Consider the following 17997-nt stretch of genomic DNA (forward strand, 5'->3'; position numbering starts at 1 on the left):
CTTCATTTTTCATTGAGTTTACAGCCGACGACCGCAAACTCATCGCCCCCAGTTGCCCCGGTCCAGCGACCGGTAGTTGATCGCCTCGGCGATGTCCGCCTGAACGATGTCGGCGCGTCCCGCCAGGTCGGCAATCGTGCGCGCCACTTTCAGAATGCGGTCGTAAGCCCGCGCCGAAAGCGACAGCCGCTCCATCGCCCGCTCCAGCAAGGCCGCCGAAGCCGCATCGAGGCGGCAGTATTCGCGCAGCGCAGCGCTGTTCATCATCGAGTTCGTATGCACGCCCTCCGTATTGCGGAACCGCTCCGCCTGCACCTCCCGCGCCCGGACGACCCGTTCCCGGATCGCCGCGCTCGGCTCGCCCGGGGCCGTCGCCGAAAGCTCCTGCGGAGCCACGGGCGTCACCTCGACATGCAGGTCGATACGGTCCATCAGCGGACCCGAAATGCGGCCCATGTAGCGGTGCACCGACCCCGGCGAGCAGGTGCACTCCCGCGTCGGATGGTTGTAATAACCGCACGGACACGGGTTCATCGCCGCGACGAGCGTGAAATTCGCCGGATATTCGACGCTGTATTTGGCCCGCGACACCACCACCCGCTTCTCCTCCAACGGCTGCCGCAGCACTTCGAGCACGCTGCGCCCGAATTCGGGCAGTTCGTCGAGAAACAGCACCCCGTTGTGCGCCAACGACACCTCGCCCGGACGCGGCGACTGCCCGCCGCCGATCAGGGCGACCTGCGAAGCGAGGTGGTGCGGAGCCCGGAACGGCCGCCGGGTCATCAGTCCTCCCGCCAGCCCCGTGCCGCCCGCCACGGAGTGTATCTTGGTCGTCTCCAGCGCCTCTTCGCGCGTCAGCGGCGGCAGGATGGTCGGCAGACGCCGCGCCAGCATCGTCTTGCCCGAGCCCGGGGAGCCGATCATAATGACGTTGTGTCCGCCCGCCGCGGCGATCTCCAGCGCCCGTTTCACGTGCGCCTGCCCTTTCACGTCGGCGAAGTCCTCGGCATACCGCAGCGCCTCTGCGCCGAACGACTCTCCGGCGGCCGGCTTCGCCGGAACGATCTCCGCCTCGCCGTTCAGGCAGGCGACGACCTCCCGGAGCGTCGTGACGCCGATCGCGTCGATCCCCTCCACGACCGCCGCCTCGGCGGCATTCCCGGCCGGCAGCACCAGCCGCCGCAGCCCTTCGGCACGCGCCCGGACCGCCAGGGGCAGCACGCCCCGCACGGGTTTCACCGATCCGTCGAGCGACAGTTCGCCGATGAACATCGTGCCGTCCACCGCCTCGGCGTCGATGCGGCCCATCGCCGCGAGAATGCCCACGGCGATCGGCAGGTCGAAGCCCGAACCCTCCTTGCGGAGGTCGGCGGGAGCCAGATTGACGACCACTTTTTTGCCCGACATCCGTTCGCCGGAGTTCTCGAACGCCGCGCGGATGCGCTGTTCGCTCTCTTTCACGGCGTTGTCCGGCAGTCCCACGAGGTACAGCCCCAGCCCGCCGCCCGTGATGTTGACCTCGACGGTCACCGCCACGGCGTCGATCCCGGCAAGGGCGCCTGCATAAGTGCGAACGAACATAAACGTATCTATTAAATATCACGCGGCTGCGCAGACCCGGACCCGTTGAATCACGACCTGCCGCCGCCCATAAATCCCGCTTCCCAGGCGGGCGCAAAATCCGGACATGATCCGTTCTGCTCTGCCCTCGCCCACAAATCCCGCTTCTTAAGCGGGTCAGAAGGGCGCTTCGTCGTTGAGGTTCGCCGAGCGGTTCACGTCGAACTCGCCGCCCATCGCCGCACCCAGCCCGGCCGCGGGCATGCCGTTCGAACCGCTGGCATAGTCGTCGTAAGCCTGCTGGCTGTCCGCCGCCTGCGCGGGCGGCAGCATCGAATCCTCCATGTCGGCGAAACGCGCCTGCTCCTTGAGAAAGCGCAGGTTCACGTCGCACACGGCGCCGTTACGGTGCTTGGCGAGGATGATCTCGGCCATGCCCGCCGTGGGCATGCCGTTCTCGTCCTGATTGATGCCGTAGTACTCCGGGCGGTGGATGAAGGCCACGATGTCGGCGTCCTGCTCGATGGCGCCCGACTCGCGGAGGTCCGACAGCTGGGGACGCTTCGAGCCGCCGCGCATCTCCGTGGCACGGCTCAGCTGCGAAAGGGCAATCACCGGCACGTTCAGCTCCTTGGCGATCGCCTTCAGCGTACGCGAGATGAAGGCCACCTCCTGCTCGCGGTTGCCCTTCGTGTCCTGGTTGCCGGTCATCAGCTGGAGGTAGTCGATGATGATGATCTTGATGTCGTTGTGTATCTTCAGGCGCCGGGCCTTCGAACGGAACTCGAAGACCGAAAGGGCCGGAGTGTCGTCGATGAACAGCGGAGCCGAGCCCAGCGGCTTGGTCGCCGATTCGAGATGGCGCCACTGTTCGGGTGTCAGGCGGCCCGACTTGACATCGTTGCCCGAAAGTCCCGTCTCGGCGATGATCAGACGCATCATCAGCTGCACGGAGGACATTTCGAGCGAAAAGAACGCCACGCCCTGCTCGTGATCGACGGCCATGTTGCGGGCCATCGAAAGCACGAAGGCCGTCTTACCCATCGAAGGACGCGCGGCGACGATGATGAGGTCGGACAACTGCCAGCCCAGCGTCACGCGGTCCAGCGCCATGAATCCCGACGGCACGCCGCTGAAGGCGCTGGTGTTCTTCGAAGCCTCCTCGATCTGCATCAGCGCACGGGCCAGGATGTCCTTCGACGACTGTACCGAACGCTTGACGTGCCCCTCGGCGACCTTGAAGATCTCGCCCTCGGCGTAGCCGATCAGCTCCGTGACATCGGTCGATTCGTCGTAGGATCGTTTCTGAATCTCCGTGGCCGAACGGATCAGCTCGCGCTGGACGTATTTCTGGGCGATGATCTTGGCGTGGAACTCGACGTTGGCCGCCGAACCGACCTTCTGGGTCAGCTGTGCGAGATACGAGGCGCCGCCCACCTTCTTGAGCTCCTTCTTGACCTTCAGCCGCTCGGTCACGGTGTAGAGGTCGATGGGTTTGAGCTCCATCGACAGTTCGTTGATCGCCTTGTAGATCAGGCGGTGTTCCTCGGTGTAGAACGCTTCGGGGGTCACGTACTCCTGTACGGAGATGATGCTGTCCTTTTCGAGCATCAGCGCGCCGAGCACGGCCTCCTCCAGTTCGACCGCCTGCGGGGGTACGTTGCCGACGGTGTCGGTCATCGCTTCGAACGCCTCCCGGTTGCGGGAGGAGGGGGTAAAATCTTTCGCCATTTGGTATCGGAATCTTTCAGACTCCAAAAGTAGCGATTCGGCCGGAGAAAACAAAACGGCCGCGGCAAAGTTATTGTCGAAAACCGTGTCGATAACACGGTTCATCCGCAAACAACTCCCGCTGCATCCGAAAAACGGTCTGTTGAAAAAGATTTTCTAATTTTTCATTTTCAATTACTCCTTCACGCCCATTTCACGCCGGGAGACGGCGAAAGCGGCGATGCTGACGCGGCAGCCGGGCGCGGCGCGGAGAATCTCGGCGGCGCAGGCGAGCAGCGTGTTGCCCGTGGTCATCACGTCATCGACCAGCAGGACATGCCGCCCGGCGAGCCGCTCGGGATGCCGGACCGCAAAGGCGCCTTCGACGTTGCGGGCCCGGTCGCGGCGGGATCGGAGGGTCTGGCTGGGCGTATTGCGCCTGCGGCGGACGCTGCGGCGGTCAACCCCGACACCCAGCTGCGAGGCGATTCCCTCGGCGAGGTACTCCGACTGGTTGTAGCCCCTCCGGCACCTCCGGAAAGGGTGCAGGGGCAGCGGGACCACGACCTCGACATCGTCGTAAAGCCCGCTCTCCCGGAGATGCCGCCCGTACCACGCGCCCATCTCCCGGGCCGTACGCCACGCCCCGCGGTACTTGAAGCCGTGGATCAGCCGCCGCCAGCCGCTTCCGTGGACGAAGAAAAGGAATCCCGAAGCCCGTTCGACGGGCACCAGCCCCCAGCATTTGCGCGCGACGGGATTGTCGGCCTCGTTCCAGTAGCCGGTCAGGGGCGCCGTGGCGCGGCAGAAGGTGCAGACCGTCCGTTCGCCGCGTGCGAGCGGCTCCCCGCAGACCGCGCAGCGGGCCGGGAACAGCAGCGACGCAACGTCGCGCAAAAGGTCACTGAGGATCGACATTGACGATGACGGCGATGGCTTTGAAAGCCGGATTTTCGGAGAAGGTTTTCAGTTCGGCAGCGAGCAGTTCGCGGGCCCGGGCCGACGAGGCGCCGCTCTCGATCTTCAGGAGCAGCCCCGCGAGGTACTCGCCGCGGATGCGATCGACGGGCGGGGTCATGGGTCCCAGCACGCGGCGGCCGAAGCGGACGCGCAGGCGTGAGGCCAGCTCCATGATCCCCTGACGCAGCACCACGGGATCGCGGTGGCGCAGTGTGAGCGACGTCAGCCGCGCATAGGGCGGATAGAAGAAGGCTTCGCGTTCGGCGAGCTGGGCGCGGGCCATCGCCCCGAAATCGCCCGCCACGACCTGCCGGATGACGGGATGCCCCGGCTCGGAGGTCTGGATCACCACCTCACCCCCTTCGGCGCGGCGTCCGGCGCGTCCCGCCACCTGCATCATCAGCTGGAAGGCCCGCTCGGCGGCCCGGAAGTCGGGATTGTTCACCAGGTTGTCGGCATTGAGAATGCCCACCAGCGAGACGCCTCCGAAATCGAACCCTTTGGTGATCATCTGCGTTCCGACCAGAATGTCGGTCTTGCGCGCCTCGAAATCGGCGATGATGGCGTTGAAAGCCTTTTCGGAAGTCACGCTGTCGCGGTCCAGACGGGCCACCCGCGCTTCGGGGAAAATCCGGGAAATCTCCTCCTCGACCTTCTCCGTCCCGAAGCCCATCGGAATCACGTCCGTAACCTTGCACGAGGGGCATTTCGCCGGGACCTCAGCCGTGTAGCCGCAATAGTGGCAGACGAGTTTCCGCCCGCTCTTATGGTAGGTCAGCGTGACGTTGCAGTGGGGACAGCGGGCCGTCCAGCCGCACTCGGAGCACTCGACATAGGGCGAGAAGCCGCGGCGGTTCTGGAACAGCATCACCTGCTCGCCCCGGTCGAGGGCCTCGCCGATCCTGTCCAGCAGGAGTTTGTTGAAATGGGCCTTGCGCTCGCCGCGCTTGGCGGCCCGCAGGGTGTCGGAAACGAGGATCTCGGGCGGCCGGGCATCGCCGTAACGCTCCGTGAGCTCGGCCCGGCCGTATTTGCCCGACGCGGCGTTGAGCCACGTTTCGAGCGACGGCGTGGCGCTCCCCAGCAGCGTGCGGCCCCCCATAAGACGGGCCATCACCACGGCGCAGTCGCGGGCGTTGTAGCGCGGCGCAGGCTCCGTCTGCTTGTAGCTGGCGTCGTGCTCCTCGTCAACGACGATCAGCTGCAACCGTTTCAGCGGCAGGAAGATCGACGAGCGGACCCCGACGACGAACTCGCCCCCTTCGGAGCGGTTCAGCCGCAGATAGGTTTCCGTGCGGCGGCGGTTGGTGAGTTTCGAATGGTAGGGCGTGACTCGGCTGCCGAAAATGCGCTCCATGCGCGCGATGAGCTGCGCCGTGAGGGCGATTTCGGGGACCAGCAACAGCACGTCGCCGCCGCGCGCCAGCACCTCGGCGATCAGGTGGATGTAGATTTCGGTCTTGCCCGAACCGGTGATCCCTTGCAGCAGGGCCGTGCTCTTCCCGGCGGCGAACTGCCCGCGCAGCTCGTCCAGCGCCTTCTGTTGGTGCGGGGTCAGTTCCGGAAGCCGGAATGCCGAGCCGCCGCGCTCGACGGTACGTTCCCGCTCGGTGCAGACGATCAGTTTCTTACGTTCCAGAGCGTGCAGCACGGCGTAGTCGGCCCGGAGCAGACGGCGGGCCACCTCGCCCGTCGAAATGCGCGTCTCGTCGCCGGCCGTGGCCAGCTCCAGCAACGCTTCGTACTGTTTCGGGGCGCGCCGTTCGAGTTTTTCGCACGCCTCGTGGAAGGCCGTCTCGTCGTGGAGCTCCCGCGCCAAAGCGACGTAACACTCCGTCCGGGGCCGGAACTCGTCGTCGGAGAACTCCTCCTCCGTGTCGCCCGAAGGCTTCATCAGCGCCGGCAGCGCCACGCGCATCACCTCGCCCACCGAACACATGTAGTACGAGGCTACCCACTCCCAAAGCGCCATCTGCTGCGCCGAGAGCAGGGGTGCGCCGTAAAGGACGCGGTGAATGGATTTGATCCGTTTGAAATCGGGCTTCCGGTCGTGGACCCGCCACACGATGCCCGTATAGAACTTGCGGGGTCCGAACTGCACCGCTACGGCCTGTCCCGCCGCGACCTCCGTCCCCTCGGGAACGGCGAACGTATAGGCGGGCTGCGCCAGCGGCAGGACTATGTCGGCATAGCGGAGCATCAGCCCTTGCCGATTGCCTGGAATCCCTTGCCGTAGACGCCCATGACCGAACCGACGGTCATGAAGGCGTCGGGGTCGATGGTCTTGACGAATTTGAGGATCATCGAGGTCTCGCGCTTGCGGCAGACCACCATGACGATCTTGGACTCTTTTTTCGAATACCACCCCTGCGAGTCGATGAGCGTGACCCCGCGGTGGACGTTATCGACGATCGCCTGGGCCATCTTCTCGTAGTCGTGCGTGACGATAAAGACCTGGCTCGACTGCTGGCTCCCGGCCATGATCATATCGACCGTATAGCCCACGACCGCCGTCATCACGTAGCCGTAGATCACGGCGCTGATGCCCATGCCCACCAGCATGGCCGAGGCGATGATGACGAAATCGGAGTAGATGAGTATCTTGCCGTAGCTGACCGTGCGGTATTTGTTGATGATCATGGCCACGATGTCCGTGCCGCCCGTCGATCCGCCCTGCGAGAAGCAGAGCGCGATGCCGGCGCCGGCCAGAATGCCGCCCATGACGATCGCCAGCAGGTTATCGACGCCGAGGAAATTGCCCTCGGGAAGCACCTCCTGCCAGAAGTTCATGCCGAGGGAGATGACCACCACGCAATAGATGGTCTTGACGCCGAAATTCCACCCCACGATAAATCCGGCGACGAGCAGCAGGACGGCGTTGATGATGAAGACCATCGTACCGATCTGGAAATTCAGCCCCAGCACCGAAAGGGCGTTGCACAGCACGAGCGACAGACCGGCCGCACCGCCGCCGACACCGCCCGCCGGGAGAATGCAGCCGATCCAGCCGAAAGAATACATCAGCATGCCGACAGCCATCAGGATATACTCCTTGACGGGTTTCAGCACGATATCCGGGGAAATGGATTTCATAGCGACGGATTTTTATTCAACGTTATTTTCGGCGAAGATAGTAAAAAATTCGCCTTGGTATGCATTGCGTTCCTCCAATCTTTTTTCGAGCCGGGCGAGCAGCTGTTCGTTGCGTATCAGCCCCCAGTTTCGGCCGTAATGATAACGCGGGGGAGCCTCCGAGGCGAAACGCTCGACGACCAGATCGGGACGCAGGCGGCGGAGGATCTCGACGAACAGGTCGATGTACTCGTCCGCCTCCCAGAAGCGGAAGCGTCCGGGATCGGCGTCGTATTCGGCAGCCATCGGCGTCGAGCGGAAGACCTGCAACTGATGGAATTTCACGGTCGTGAGCGGCAGGGCGTTGATCCGCTCCGTCTGCGCCAGCAGCATTTCGTCCGTCTCGCCCGGAAGCCCCAGGATGAAATGCGCCCCGACGGGCAGTCCCCTCCCGGCCGTCATCTCCACGGCCCGGCGGGCGCAGTCGAAATCGTGGCCGCGGTTGACGGCCCGCAGCGAGGCGTCGTAAGTCGATTCGATGCCGTATTCGAGGGCCACATAGCGGTCGCGGGCCAGTTCGGCGAACCAGTCGAGTTTCTCCTCGTCCACGCAGTCGGGGCGCGTGCCGACGACGATGCCCGCCACGTCGGGATGCGCCAGCGCTTCGCCGTAGAGCTCCTTCAGGCGTTCCAGCGGGGCGTAGGTGTTGGAAAACGACTGGAAATAGACCAGATACCGACGCGCCGTGCGGTAGCGGTTGCGGTGGAACTCGATGCCCTCGTCGATCTGCTGCCGGATGCTCTTCGACGGCATGCAGTAAGAGGGTGTAAACGCTCCGTTGTCACAGAACGTACACCCTCCTTTTCCAATAGTTCCGTCGCGGTTGGGGCAGGAAAAGCCCGCATCGACCGAGAGTTTCTGAACCCGGCCGCCGAACAGCTGGCGGAAATAGCCCGCATAGGAGTTGAACCGCCGCTCGTCGCCCCAGGGGTAAATCATCGGAAATCCCAGTCTGACTTGTCGTAAGTATCTTTCGGGGCCTGCGGGACGTTGGCGAAGAACTTGAATTCCACCTTCCGCTCGATTTCGGCGACCGAAGTCATATTCGCCGAAGGCTTGCCGCTCGGATAAGCGCGGTTCTCGAACCAGAAGCCGACGCACTGGATCTGATCGGCAGGGAGTTCCCAAAGGGGTTTCCCCGTGTCGCCGGCCTTCGAACGCATCAGCACGCGGTAGAAATTCGTCGGCACGACGCACGTCTTGCCGCTCTGGTCCGTAACGGTCGTATTGTCATTGGCGAAATAAACGCCCGACACCACGTACAACGTGTCGGCGCAGATATTCTTCCAGCAATCCTCCTCGAGCGACATCCACACGCCGCCGTTGAAACTGTTCTGCCACTGCGGGGCTACATTGGTCACATAAAACGTCTGCTCGTTGATTCCGAGACTCGCCGTCCGGTCGTTCGACGCGAGCAAGTGCCCTTTCGAATAACCGGGCTGCGGTTTGTACGATCCGTCGATCAGATCGGGCTGAACGCTTCGGGAAATGATCGGATCATAGGCCCATGCGTCCGTGCGCGTCTGCGACCCCCGGTAACATTCGTGCAGCGGGAATGCCGACCAGATGCCCGTGCGCTTATCGGCGCTGTAACAGACCGAATAGTTGCGGCCGCCCGGCGCACCGTCGCAGTAATGGGCGGCATAGTAATAATCGTCCGGACGGTCCTGGATGGCAGGGAGTTCGGCCCATCCCGTATATCTCTTCAACCCGGAATCCGGATCGGGGTCCGGATCGGGATCGGGGTCAGGGTCGGGGTCCGGATCGGGATCGCTTTCCTCGCCGGTGTCGAACGCAGCCGAAGCACTCCGGATACGTCCGGTCGGCAGCTCGGCAAAGGCGTAGAAAATATAGGTCGTCCGGGGCCGGAGACCGCTCACCCGGGCCGACAGGCGGCTGCCATCGACCGTGACGTCCTTGTAATCGACGAATTCGCCGAGCGATCCGCCGGTCAGCTCCGCGCAGGCGAATCCCGCGCCGAGCTCCTCCAGCACCCCGTCGCCGAAGCGCGTGAGGCAGGTCAGCTCGACGGTCGTGCCGTCGGCCGAAGCGGCGGGCGCCAGGAACCAGTCGTTCCCGTTATCCGTCTTTTCATCCCCGCAGGCGAAGAAGGCCACGGAAAGGGCCGCAAACAGAAGCGCAAAAATCTTTTTCATCAACGTTGCGTTTATTCTTTGTGTTTCGAATCCATCCAGATCGTCACCGGGCCGTCGTTGAGCAGCTCGACCTGCATGTCGGCCCCGAACTGGCCCGTGGCGACCTCCCGCCCCAGCAACTCCGCGACACGGGCCGCAAAACGCTCATAAAGAGGGCGCGAAACGGCTTCGGGAGCCGCATGGATATAACTCGGGCGGTTGCCCTTGCGCGTAGAAGCCTGAAGCGTGAACTGGCTCACGACGAGCACCTCGCCGCCGGTCTGCACAACGTCGAGATTCATCACTCCGGCCTCGTCGTCGAAGATGCGCAGCCGGACGAGCTTTCCCGCGAGGTATTCGATGTCCTCCGCGCCGTCGTCGTTCCCGACGCCGACCAGCGCCAGCAGTCCGGCGCCGATCCGGGAGCGAACCTTGCCGTCGATGGTGACGGATGCGTGTTTCACACGCTGGATCAGCAGTCGCATGGCACGGTCGGTTTACAGGTTTTCGAAATAGGCCCACAAGTTGTCGCCCGCGGGCACGGGAGCCGTGACCGAAAGGGGTTCGCGGCGCACGGGATGCTCGAACTCGACGCGGCGCGAATGGAGCGAAATGCCGCCTCCGGGCAGGGAACGCCGGGCTCCGTATTTCAGGTCGCCGCGGATCGGGCACCCGATCTTCGAGAGCTGGGCCCGGATCTGGTGGTGGCGGCCCGTCAGCAGTTCGACCTCCACGAGCGTATAGTTCGTACCCGCCCCGAGCGTCGCATAGCGCAGGCGCGCCTGCTTGGCGTCGCCCTTCGGAGCGTCGCAGGCCCGCGAACGGTTGGTCTTGCCGTCGCGCAGGATGTAGTGGCACAGCTCGCCGCTCTCGGGGTCGGGCGTGGCCTCGGTCAGCGCCCAGTAGACCTTGTGGATGCGGCCTTCGCGGATCATCTCGTTGAGCCGCGCGAGGGCTTTCGACGTTTTGGCGAAAATGACGGCCCCGCTCACCGGGCGGTCGATGCGGTGCACCACGCCGAGGAACACCTCGCCGGGCTTGGCGTCGCGTTTTTTGATGAAGCCCTTGATCTGGTCCTCCAATGCGCTCTCGCCCGAAGGGTCGGGCTGCACCAGGTCGCCGCAGCGTTTGTTGACGATCAGCAAATGGTTGTCTTCGTAGAGAATATCGTCGGGAGTGAACATCGCACGCATTACAGAATAAAGGTGAAAGGCAGCAGCCGCGCCGCCGAATCGAGCACCGTAGCCGTGCCACGGCCGCTCATGATGACCCGCATCGGGGAGCCCTGGCGGCGTTCGACATCGACCATCACCTGCCGGCACTGGCCGCAGGGATAGCACTCGCGCTCCGAGGGGTTCGACGCGATGGCCAGCGTCTCGATCGGGTCGTCGGCATAGTTGGCCTGAGCGTAAAACAGCAGCGTCCGTTCGGCGCAGAGGCCCGCGGGATAGACTTCGCTTTCGAAATTGCTGCCGTAGAGAATCCTGCCGCTGCGCAGCCGTGCGGCGGCCCCCACGCGGAATTTCGAGTAGGGCGCATGCGCATTGGCGGTGGCCCGCTCGGCCTCGGCGACCAGTTTGCGGTCGGCTTCGGGAAGTTCCGCGAGCGCCGCATAGTGTTCATAGTCGAAACAAAACTGCTTTTCCATAAACTCCTCCTTTTTTACAGGGGTGAATTACAAAGATACGAATAAGCGAGGGCAAAAGCAAGTTTACCTGCATTTTGCCGAGCGAAAGTATCTTCGGCGAAGCCAAAGTACGAATAAGCCGAGAGAAAATGCAAGCGAGCTTGCATTTTTTCCGAGGCAGAGTATCTTCGGCAGAGCCAAAGATAATGAAAGTCCGCGGTTTTCGCCGCTTCCGTTTCGGTTTATTAACCGTTTTTTCCGTCGCAGTCCGCAACTCAGGCAGGCGGGTTCCGTGCATCGTGAAACACGGGCCGGACGGGACATACCGAAGCATTTCCCGTTCGACCCGAATAAGGCGCGATGAAAGGCACCCGTGAGAATCGAAACTTATTCGAGAACGAATTTCGCCTGCACGCTGTACTGCAACTTGATGGTCTTGAAATCGAGCGGCTCCTCCTCGGCGGCGGCCTCGGCGGCATCGAATGCCTTGGCGCTGCGCATCACGGCCATATTGTTGTAGAAAACGGGCATCACGTCGTTGTTCGAATCGTAGACGTAGAAACACTTGCCGATGGTCTGTCCGATGGCCTCGGCCAGCGTCGCAGCGTTCTGCTTGGCGTTCCGCATCGCCTCGACTCGCACCTCGGACTTATAGCGTTCGAGCTGCGAGTGCGACACTTTCAGGATCGAGACGTTCGAAATGCCCAGTCCGTCCAGCGCCTGCCACACCTTGCCCACTTCGGCCGACGAACCCAGCTGCAACTGATACTTGGCCGTAGCCACCGAGGTGTTCTTCTTGAAGAACTCGCTCGACAGATTGGCCACTTTGAGCTGTTTCTCGACGTTGACGCCCAGCCGCTTCAGCGCCGCGATCATGTCGCGCTGCTGGCTTTCGACCGAGACCTTGCCTTTCGAGTCGCGTTCGTTGATGACGATCTGGAGATAAAATTCGTCGGGCGCGATCTCCCGCTCGGCACGTCCGTTGACCTGGATGTAGCTGGGGAACGCCTCCTGAACCTGAGCTGCCGCGGGGAGGGCCAGAAGCGCGACCGCCGCCGCCAAAATGAATCGTTTCATAATTTTCCTTTTTAAGGTTGTCCTTTGCAAATAAAACGCCGGAAATCGAAAATACTGCACGGGGAGGGTCATCGCCGCACGAGTTTCACGACGTTTTCCACGTGGTGCGTGTGGGGGAACATATCGACGGGCTGCACCGCTTCGACGCGGTAGTCGGCATCGAGCAGCGCCAGGTCGCGGGCCTGCGTGGCGGGGTTGCAGCTCACGTAGACGATCCGCCGGGGCGCGGCGCGCAGGAGGACTTCGATCACCGGTTCATCGACGCCCGCACGCGGCGGATCGAGAATCACGACATCGGGACGGCCGTTCGCGGCGACGAACGCATCGTCGAGCACCGCCTTCATGTCCCCGGCGTAGAAGCGCGTGTTGCCGATGCCGTTCAGTTCGGAGTTGATCTTCGCGTCGGCGATGGCCTCGGGGACATACTCGATGCCCACCACCCGGTCGCAGCGCGCGGCGCAGAAGTTGGCGATGGTGCCCGTGCCGGTGTAGAGGTCGTAGAGCACGTCGCCGGGTTTCAGGTCCGCGAAATCGCGGGCCACCTTGTAGAGTTCATAAGCCTGCGCGGAGTTGGTCTGATAGAACGACTTGGGCCCGACCTTGAAGCGCAGCCCCTCCATCTCCTCGATGATATGGTCCTTGCCGCGGTAGCAGACCGGATCGAGATCGCCGACCGAGTCGTTGAATTTGGTGTTGACTATATAGAATAACGACGTGATTTCGGGAAACGCCGCCGCCAGATGGTCCATGAGGGCCGTGATCCGGGGCCGGTCGTCGCTGTTGAAGACCACGATCACCATCACCTCGCCCGTCGAGGCCGTGCGGACGATCATATTGCGCATCAGCCCCTCGTGCGAACGGGCGTTGTGGAACGTGTAGCCGTTCTCGATGCAGAAGCGCCGGGCCTCGTTGCGGATGCCGTTCGACGGATCGGGCTGCAACCAGCACTTGCGGATGTCCAGCACCTTGTCGAACATCGAGGGAATATGGAATCCCACGGCCGGGGCGTCGCCGATGTCGCCCGCCGATGCGATCTCCTCGCGCGTCAGCCAGCGGCGATCGGCGAAGGTGAATTCGAGCTTGTTGCGATAGAACTGCGTATGCGCCGAACCCAGGCAGGGGGCTATCTCCGGCAATTCGACCTTGCCGATGCGCGTCAACTGGTCGCGGACCTGTTCGGTCTTGAAGCGCAGCTGCTCGTCGTAGGGGAGATTCTGCCACTTGCAGCCTCCGCAGACGCCGAAATGCTCGCAGAACGGCTCCGAACGCAGCGGCGATTTTTTGACATAGTTGACCACGAAGCCCTCCATGAAGCGGCGGCGCTTGGAGCGGATCTGCACATCGACCACGTCGCCCGGCACGGTCATCGGGACGAAGACCACCACGTCGTTCCAGCGCCCCATAGCCTTGCCCTCGGCCGCGAGCGTCGTTATTTCGAGCCCCTCGACGAGGGGATAATTCGCTTTTTTCCTTGCCATCGGTTTCTAACTTTGCCCGCAAAGTTAGAAACAATTAAAAATTAAAAATGAAAAATGAAGAATTATTTTCCCGCAAAACGCATCGGAACCATAATACGGAATAGTCAACTCTTAATTCTTCATTTTTAACTCTTCATCTTTAATTCGGAACTTCGCCCGCTGGCGCACGCCTCCGAGCCAGAATCCCAGCGCGAAAGGCCCTCCGATCAGCACCGCGAGAGCCAGGACCAGATAGAGCAGGACCTTGCCGACGAGCCCCGGCACGGCGTCGAGCGTCGTCCTCACCAGGTCGTCGCCCGTCTGCCGCAGTTGTTCGACAAGAGCTTCGCGCTCCCGGGTGACGTATCGCTGCAACTCGTCGCGCTGGCGGTCGAACCCGGCGAAAGCGTTGTCTATCGAGGCGTTCATCGTTCCGATCAGCTGCGTGACCTGCCGGTTCAGCTCCTCCAGCACCCGGTCCGAAATCTCGGGCACATGCTCGGCGACCACGACGATGCGGTTGAAACTGCGTTCGAGCGAATCCAGCTGCGCCCCGACCTGCAAGCGCAGGCTGTCCTGTTCGAGGCGCATCTCGAAGATGTCCTTCGACCACCCGATGCTGTTCGACATCTGCCGGGTCTGGCCGCTCAGACGGTCGTTGACATCGGCCAGCACCTCGGCGATCGACCCCGTGGCGTAGGCGTGCTCCACGCCGTTGTCCCGGAGGTATTCCAGCCACGCGAGGGTCGTATTGTCGGTCTCGTCGCCCTCCGAAGCGGGGTTCTTCCGGACATACTCCTCGACGAAAGAGGCCATCAGGTCGTAGCGGTCGGCCGGAAGCACCTGCCGGGCCAGCCTCCCGGCCCGAAGATCGAGCCGCCGCACGGCGTCGCGGGCGATACCGCTTTGGGGACCGAACAACAGCGAATCGGGCGCCGCGGAAAAGGCGTCGTTCATGCGGCGGCACAGAATCCACATGTCGGCCAGCGCCACGTCGGGAATGCCCTGCATCGCGGCGTTCACCCCGGCGCGCGTGGCGCGGATCTTCCACCGCACGGCGGCCACCCGCGTATTCACGTCCGGCGACAGCGACGCGATCGAGTCGGCCGCCCGGGCCACCTCGCCCGCCATGTCGTAGTAAAAACCGCGCGTCATGGTCCGCACGTTCATCTCCTCCTTCGACAGGGGGTCGCCCGTGGCCACGGCCACCTTCAGCAGCGAACATCCCGTCAGCGACGCCGCGGCGAAAAACGCTGCGGCCAGTTTCATCCATCCGTTCATACGATTCCGTTTATCTTTCCGGCACGCAATTACCTTTCCAGTTTTTTACCCTGTCGCGGATGTAGCGCACCGCGACGTAATGTCCCGCCTGGGGCATGTTCCCGTGGTCGAAGCCGTCGAATTCGCAAATCTGCACGTCGGGATGCCCCGCCACGCGCATCATGCGCCAGAAATAGGCGTTCTCCTCGTAGCGCCCCAGCATCTCCAGCTCGCGGTCGCCCGAGAGAATCAGTACGGGCGGACAGTCGGGCCGCACGTGGTTCAGCGGCGCCATGTCGTCCACGACCACCTGCGTGTCGGGAACGCCCATCTCGCGGCGGCGCGCGAAGTGGGTCACGACCTGCCCGCTGTAAGGGATCAGCGCCGCGAAAGCCGTGTCGGGGTCAATGCCGTAGGGCGCCATCCAGCGTTTGTCCATGCCGATCATCGAGGTCAGGTAGCCGCCCGCCGAATGGCCGGCGATGAAGATTAGCCCCGGATCGCCGCCGTAGGAGGCGATGTTCCGCACCACCCACGCAGCCGCGGCCGCGGCGTCTTCCACGCAATCGGCGACCTTCACGCGCGGGGCGAGGCGGTAATCCACGCCCACGACGGCGAAACCTTTGTCGCACAAAGCCTTCGGGATTTCACGACGACCTCCCGTCAGGCCGCCGCCGTGGAACCACACGACGGTCGGAAACCCTTTCGCGTCCGTCGGGTAACAGATGTCGAGCCGGCAGAGCGAATCGGCATAGCCGTCGCCCGCGGCGTCGCGGTAGGCGATATTCCGGTCGGTCCGGTAAGCGGCCGTCTGGGCCGAAAGCCCCGCACAGAACAGCGTCAAGGCAAAGACAAGCGTAAAAAATCGTTTCATAAGAGATCGCGGTTTCGGGTCATAAAGGTAGGTAAAATCCCGCAAAAACACTATCTTTGCGAAACAGACTGCACCAAAACAGCCGTAAATTATGAAAATAGCCTGCCTGCAATTCAACCCGATACAGGAAAACACCTACATCGTCTGGGACGACACGAAAGAGTGCGCCGTCATCGACGCCGGGAACAGCAACCCCCGCGAGGACGCCGCGCTGGACAACTTCATCGCCGAACACGGCCTGAAACCCGTCCTGGCGGTCAACACTCACGGCCATTTCGACCACACGCTGGGCGTCGAACACCTCAAACAGCGTTACGGCATCCCGTTCGCGCTGTCGTCGAAGGACCGGTTCCTGCTGGACAACGCCGCGACGAGCGGTTCGGTGTTCGGGGTGAAGGTCGGACAGATGCCCGCGGCGGAGATCGACCTCGACACGCTCTCCGAAGTCCGCTTCGGGAAAACCTCGCTGCGCGTGATCCGCACCCCGGGCCACACCCCGGGCCACGTGGCGCTCTACGAACCCGCGTCGAAATCGCTCTTCACGGGCGACACGCTCTTCCGTGAGTCGATCGGCCGCACCGACCTGCCGGGCGGCGATTACTCGTGGATCATGCGTTCGATCCTCGACGAACTGGTCCCGCTGGGCGACGAGGTCCACGTCTACCCCGGCCACGGTCCCGAATCGACGATCGGCCACGAGACGCTCTACAACCCTTTCATCGTCGAGGTGCTGAACGAGGAAGTGAACTACAAGGAGCGATGAAGGCCCTGATTCATAAGATTCTCTACCGGACGCTTCCGCTCGAAGGCTACCTGCGGGTCGTGAGCCGGATGTTCTTTCTCTGGCAGCGGCTCGGCATCGGACGCTACGCCCCGGCCACGGAGTACGTCTACCACCTGCCGCAGCTGGTGCGTCCGGGCGACACCGCCATCGACATCGGCGCCAACCTGGGCTACTACGCCCGCACGATCTCACGGCTGGCGGGTCCTGCGGGATGCGTCTATGCCGTGGAGCCCGTGGCTCCGATCCGCAAGGTCCTGAGCCGCAACCTCCGCCGCTGCGCGAACGCCGAGATAGTCCCCTATGCCCTCGGGACCGAGAACAAACCGATCACGATGGCCAACGATTCGGCGCGCGAAACGGGCTACTTCGGCACGGGACAGAATTTCGTCAACGACGGCGGCCAAAAAGCCGCCGCGGAGTTCACGGCGCAGATGCGCCGCGGCAGCGAGCTGTTCGGCAAACTGGAGCGCCTCGATTTCGTGAAGTGCGACATCGAGGGGTACGAGGTGGTGGTGATGAACGAGATGCGGCCGCTGCTCGAAAAGTTCCGCCCCACGGTGCTGATCGAAACGGGCGGTGCGAACCGTCCGCAGATCGTCGCGCTCTTCACGGAGTTAGGCTACCGGGGCTGCACGCTCGACCGGGGGCGGGAGGTCCCCCTGACGGAAGATTCCACGAAAGACATTATTTTCCGGATCGGAAAATAATTGTGAATTATGAATTGTGAATTTTGAATTGCCATGCGCATTGACATCCTGACGGTCGTCCCCGAACTGCTGACCTCGCCGCTCCACGAATCCATCCTGAAACGGGCGCAGGAAAAAGGGCTGGTGGAGATCGTCGTACACAACCTGCACGACTACGCCCACGACAAACGCAAGACCACCGACGACTATCCGTTCGGCGGCGAGGCGGGCATGGTCATGAAGTGCGAACCGGTGTTCGAGCTGGTCGAGAAGCTCCAGGCGGAGCGGCCGTACGACGAGATCATCTACACCTCGCCGGACGGCATCCGGTACGACCAGCACGAAGCCAACCGGCTGTCAACGCTCGAAAACATCATCATCCTCTGCGGCCACTACAAAGGCATCGACCACCGCATCCGCGAACACCTCGTGACGCGCGAGATCTCGATCGGCGACTACGTGCTGACGGGCGGCGAGCTGGCGGCCTGCATCATCGCCGACTCGGTCGTGCGGATCATCCCCGGAGCCATCGGCGACGAGGCGTCGGCCCTCACGGACTCGTTCCAGGACAACCTGCTGGCGCCCCCGGTCTACACGCGGCCCGCGGAGTTCCGCGGCTGGCGGGTTCCCGACGTGCTGCTGTCGGGGAATTTCGCCGAAATCGAAAAATGGCAGGACGAACAAGCCTACGAACGCACCCGGCGCCTGCGCCCCGATTTACTCGATGAATAGCCT

At 63.0% G+C, this 17997-nt stretch carries 17 protein-coding genes; 3 read left to right on the forward strand and 14 right to left on the reverse strand.

The features are described 5' to 3' along the window. Positions 1–39: 39 nt before the first annotated feature. From NQ519_RS06010 to NQ519_RS06075, 14 genes are all read right to left on the reverse strand, one after another. A complete protein-coding gene (locus NQ519_RS06010; protein WP_019152069.1) occupies positions 40–1581 on the reverse strand; it encodes a YifB family Mg chelatase-like AAA ATPase in 1542 nt (513 codons plus the stop codon). A gap of 156 nt (positions 1582–1737) precedes the next feature. After that, the gene (dnaB, locus tag NQ519_RS06015; RefSeq protein ID WP_019152068.1) at positions 1738–3291 is read right to left on the reverse strand and encodes a replicative DNA helicase; all 1554 of its coding nucleotides are present in this window, start codon (positions 3289–3291) and stop codon (positions 1738–1740) included. Positions 3292–3465: 174 nt separating this feature from the next. Further along, entirely contained in the window at positions 3466–4188 is a 723-nt protein-coding gene (locus NQ519_RS06020; protein ID WP_019152067.1) for a ComF family protein, read from the reverse strand. Continuing rightward, positions 4172–6430: a replication restart helicase PriA gene (gene priA, locus NQ519_RS06025; RefSeq protein ID WP_019152066.1), complete on the reverse strand. Its 2259-nt coding sequence runs from the start codon at positions 6428–6430 to the stop codon at positions 4172–4174. Before priA ends, NQ519_RS06020 begins: the two co-directional genes overlap by 17 nt. Next, on the reverse strand, positions 6430–7323 hold the full coding sequence (locus NQ519_RS06030; protein WP_019152065.1) for a YitT family protein: 894 nt from the start codon (positions 7321–7323) through the stop codon (positions 6430–6432). The genes priA and NQ519_RS06030 overlap by 1 nt, the downstream gene beginning before the upstream one ends. 12 nt (positions 7324–7335) lie before the next feature. Beyond that, positions 7336–8301, reverse strand: coding sequence for a TIGR01212 family radical SAM protein (locus NQ519_RS06035; protein WP_019152064.1), 966 nt, complete (start codon positions 8299–8301; stop codon positions 7336–7338). Further along, the gene (locus tag NQ519_RS06040; RefSeq protein ID WP_019152063.1) at positions 8298–9518 is read right to left on the reverse strand and encodes a DNA/RNA non-specific endonuclease; all 1221 of its coding nucleotides are present in this window, start codon (positions 9516–9518) and stop codon (positions 8298–8300) included. The genes NQ519_RS06035 and NQ519_RS06040 overlap by 4 nt, the downstream gene beginning before the upstream one ends. Positions 9519–9529: 11 nt before the next feature. After that, positions 9530–9982, reverse strand: a complete 453-nt coding sequence (gene dtd, locus NQ519_RS06045) for a D-aminoacyl-tRNA deacylase (RefSeq protein WP_019152062.1) — start codon at positions 9980–9982, stop codon at positions 9530–9532. A 12-nt stretch (positions 9983–9994) separates the two neighbouring features. Then, on the reverse strand, positions 9995–10681 hold the full coding sequence (locus NQ519_RS06050) for an RluA family pseudouridine synthase (protein ID WP_026076785.1): 687 nt from the start codon (positions 10679–10681) through the stop codon (positions 9995–9997). Between the two features lie 8 nt (positions 10682–10689). Next, positions 10690–11145, reverse strand: coding sequence for a cytidine deaminase (locus NQ519_RS06055; RefSeq protein ID WP_019152060.1), 456 nt, complete (start codon positions 11143–11145; stop codon positions 10690–10692). A gap of 366 nt (positions 11146–11511) precedes the next feature. Next, complete coding sequence (locus NQ519_RS06060; RefSeq protein WP_019152059.1) at positions 11512–12201, reverse strand: SIMPL domain-containing protein; 690 nt, start codon at positions 12199–12201, stop codon at positions 11512–11514. Positions 12202–12269: 68 nt separating this feature from the next. Then, positions 12270–13679, reverse strand: a complete 1410-nt coding sequence (gene rlmD, locus NQ519_RS06065; RefSeq protein ID WP_019152058.1) for a 23S rRNA (uracil(1939)-C(5))-methyltransferase RlmD — start codon at positions 13677–13679, stop codon at positions 12270–12272. A 111-nt stretch (positions 13680–13790) separates the two neighbouring features. After that, positions 13791–14939 (reverse strand): hypothetical protein, encoded by a 1149-nt coding sequence (locus tag NQ519_RS06070; RefSeq protein ID WP_019152057.1) that lies wholly within the window; start codon positions 14937–14939, stop codon positions 13791–13793. A 10-nt stretch (positions 14940–14949) separates the two neighbouring features. After that, a complete protein-coding gene (locus NQ519_RS06075; RefSeq protein ID WP_026076784.1) occupies positions 14950–15792 on the reverse strand; it encodes an alpha/beta hydrolase in 843 nt (280 codons plus the stop codon). Between the two features lie 91 nt (positions 15793–15883). On the opposite strand from NQ519_RS06075, the gene NQ519_RS06080 reads away from it, so the two are divergent. The 3 genes from NQ519_RS06080 to trmD are packed head-to-tail and all read left to right on the forward strand — an operon-like array spanning position 15884 to position 17994. After that, entirely contained in the window at positions 15884–16555 is a 672-nt protein-coding gene (locus tag NQ519_RS06080; RefSeq protein WP_019152055.1) for an MBL fold metallo-hydrolase, read from the forward strand. After that, on the forward strand, positions 16552–17283 hold the full coding sequence (locus NQ519_RS06085) for an FkbM family methyltransferase (RefSeq protein ID WP_019152054.1): 732 nt from the start codon (positions 16552–16554) through the stop codon (positions 17281–17283). The genes NQ519_RS06080 and NQ519_RS06085 overlap by 4 nt, the downstream gene beginning before the upstream one ends. A 33-nt stretch (positions 17284–17316) precedes the next feature. After that, positions 17317–17994 (forward strand): tRNA (guanosine(37)-N1)-methyltransferase TrmD, encoded by a 678-nt coding sequence (gene trmD, locus NQ519_RS06090; RefSeq protein ID WP_019152053.1) that lies wholly within the window; start codon positions 17317–17319, stop codon positions 17992–17994. Positions 17995–17997 lie beyond the last annotated feature (3 nt).

The sequence above is a fragment of the Alistipes senegalensis JC50 genome (assembly GCF_025145645.1).
Classification (GTDB): Bacteria; Bacteroidota; Bacteroidia; order Bacteroidales; family Rikenellaceae; genus Alistipes; species Alistipes senegalensis.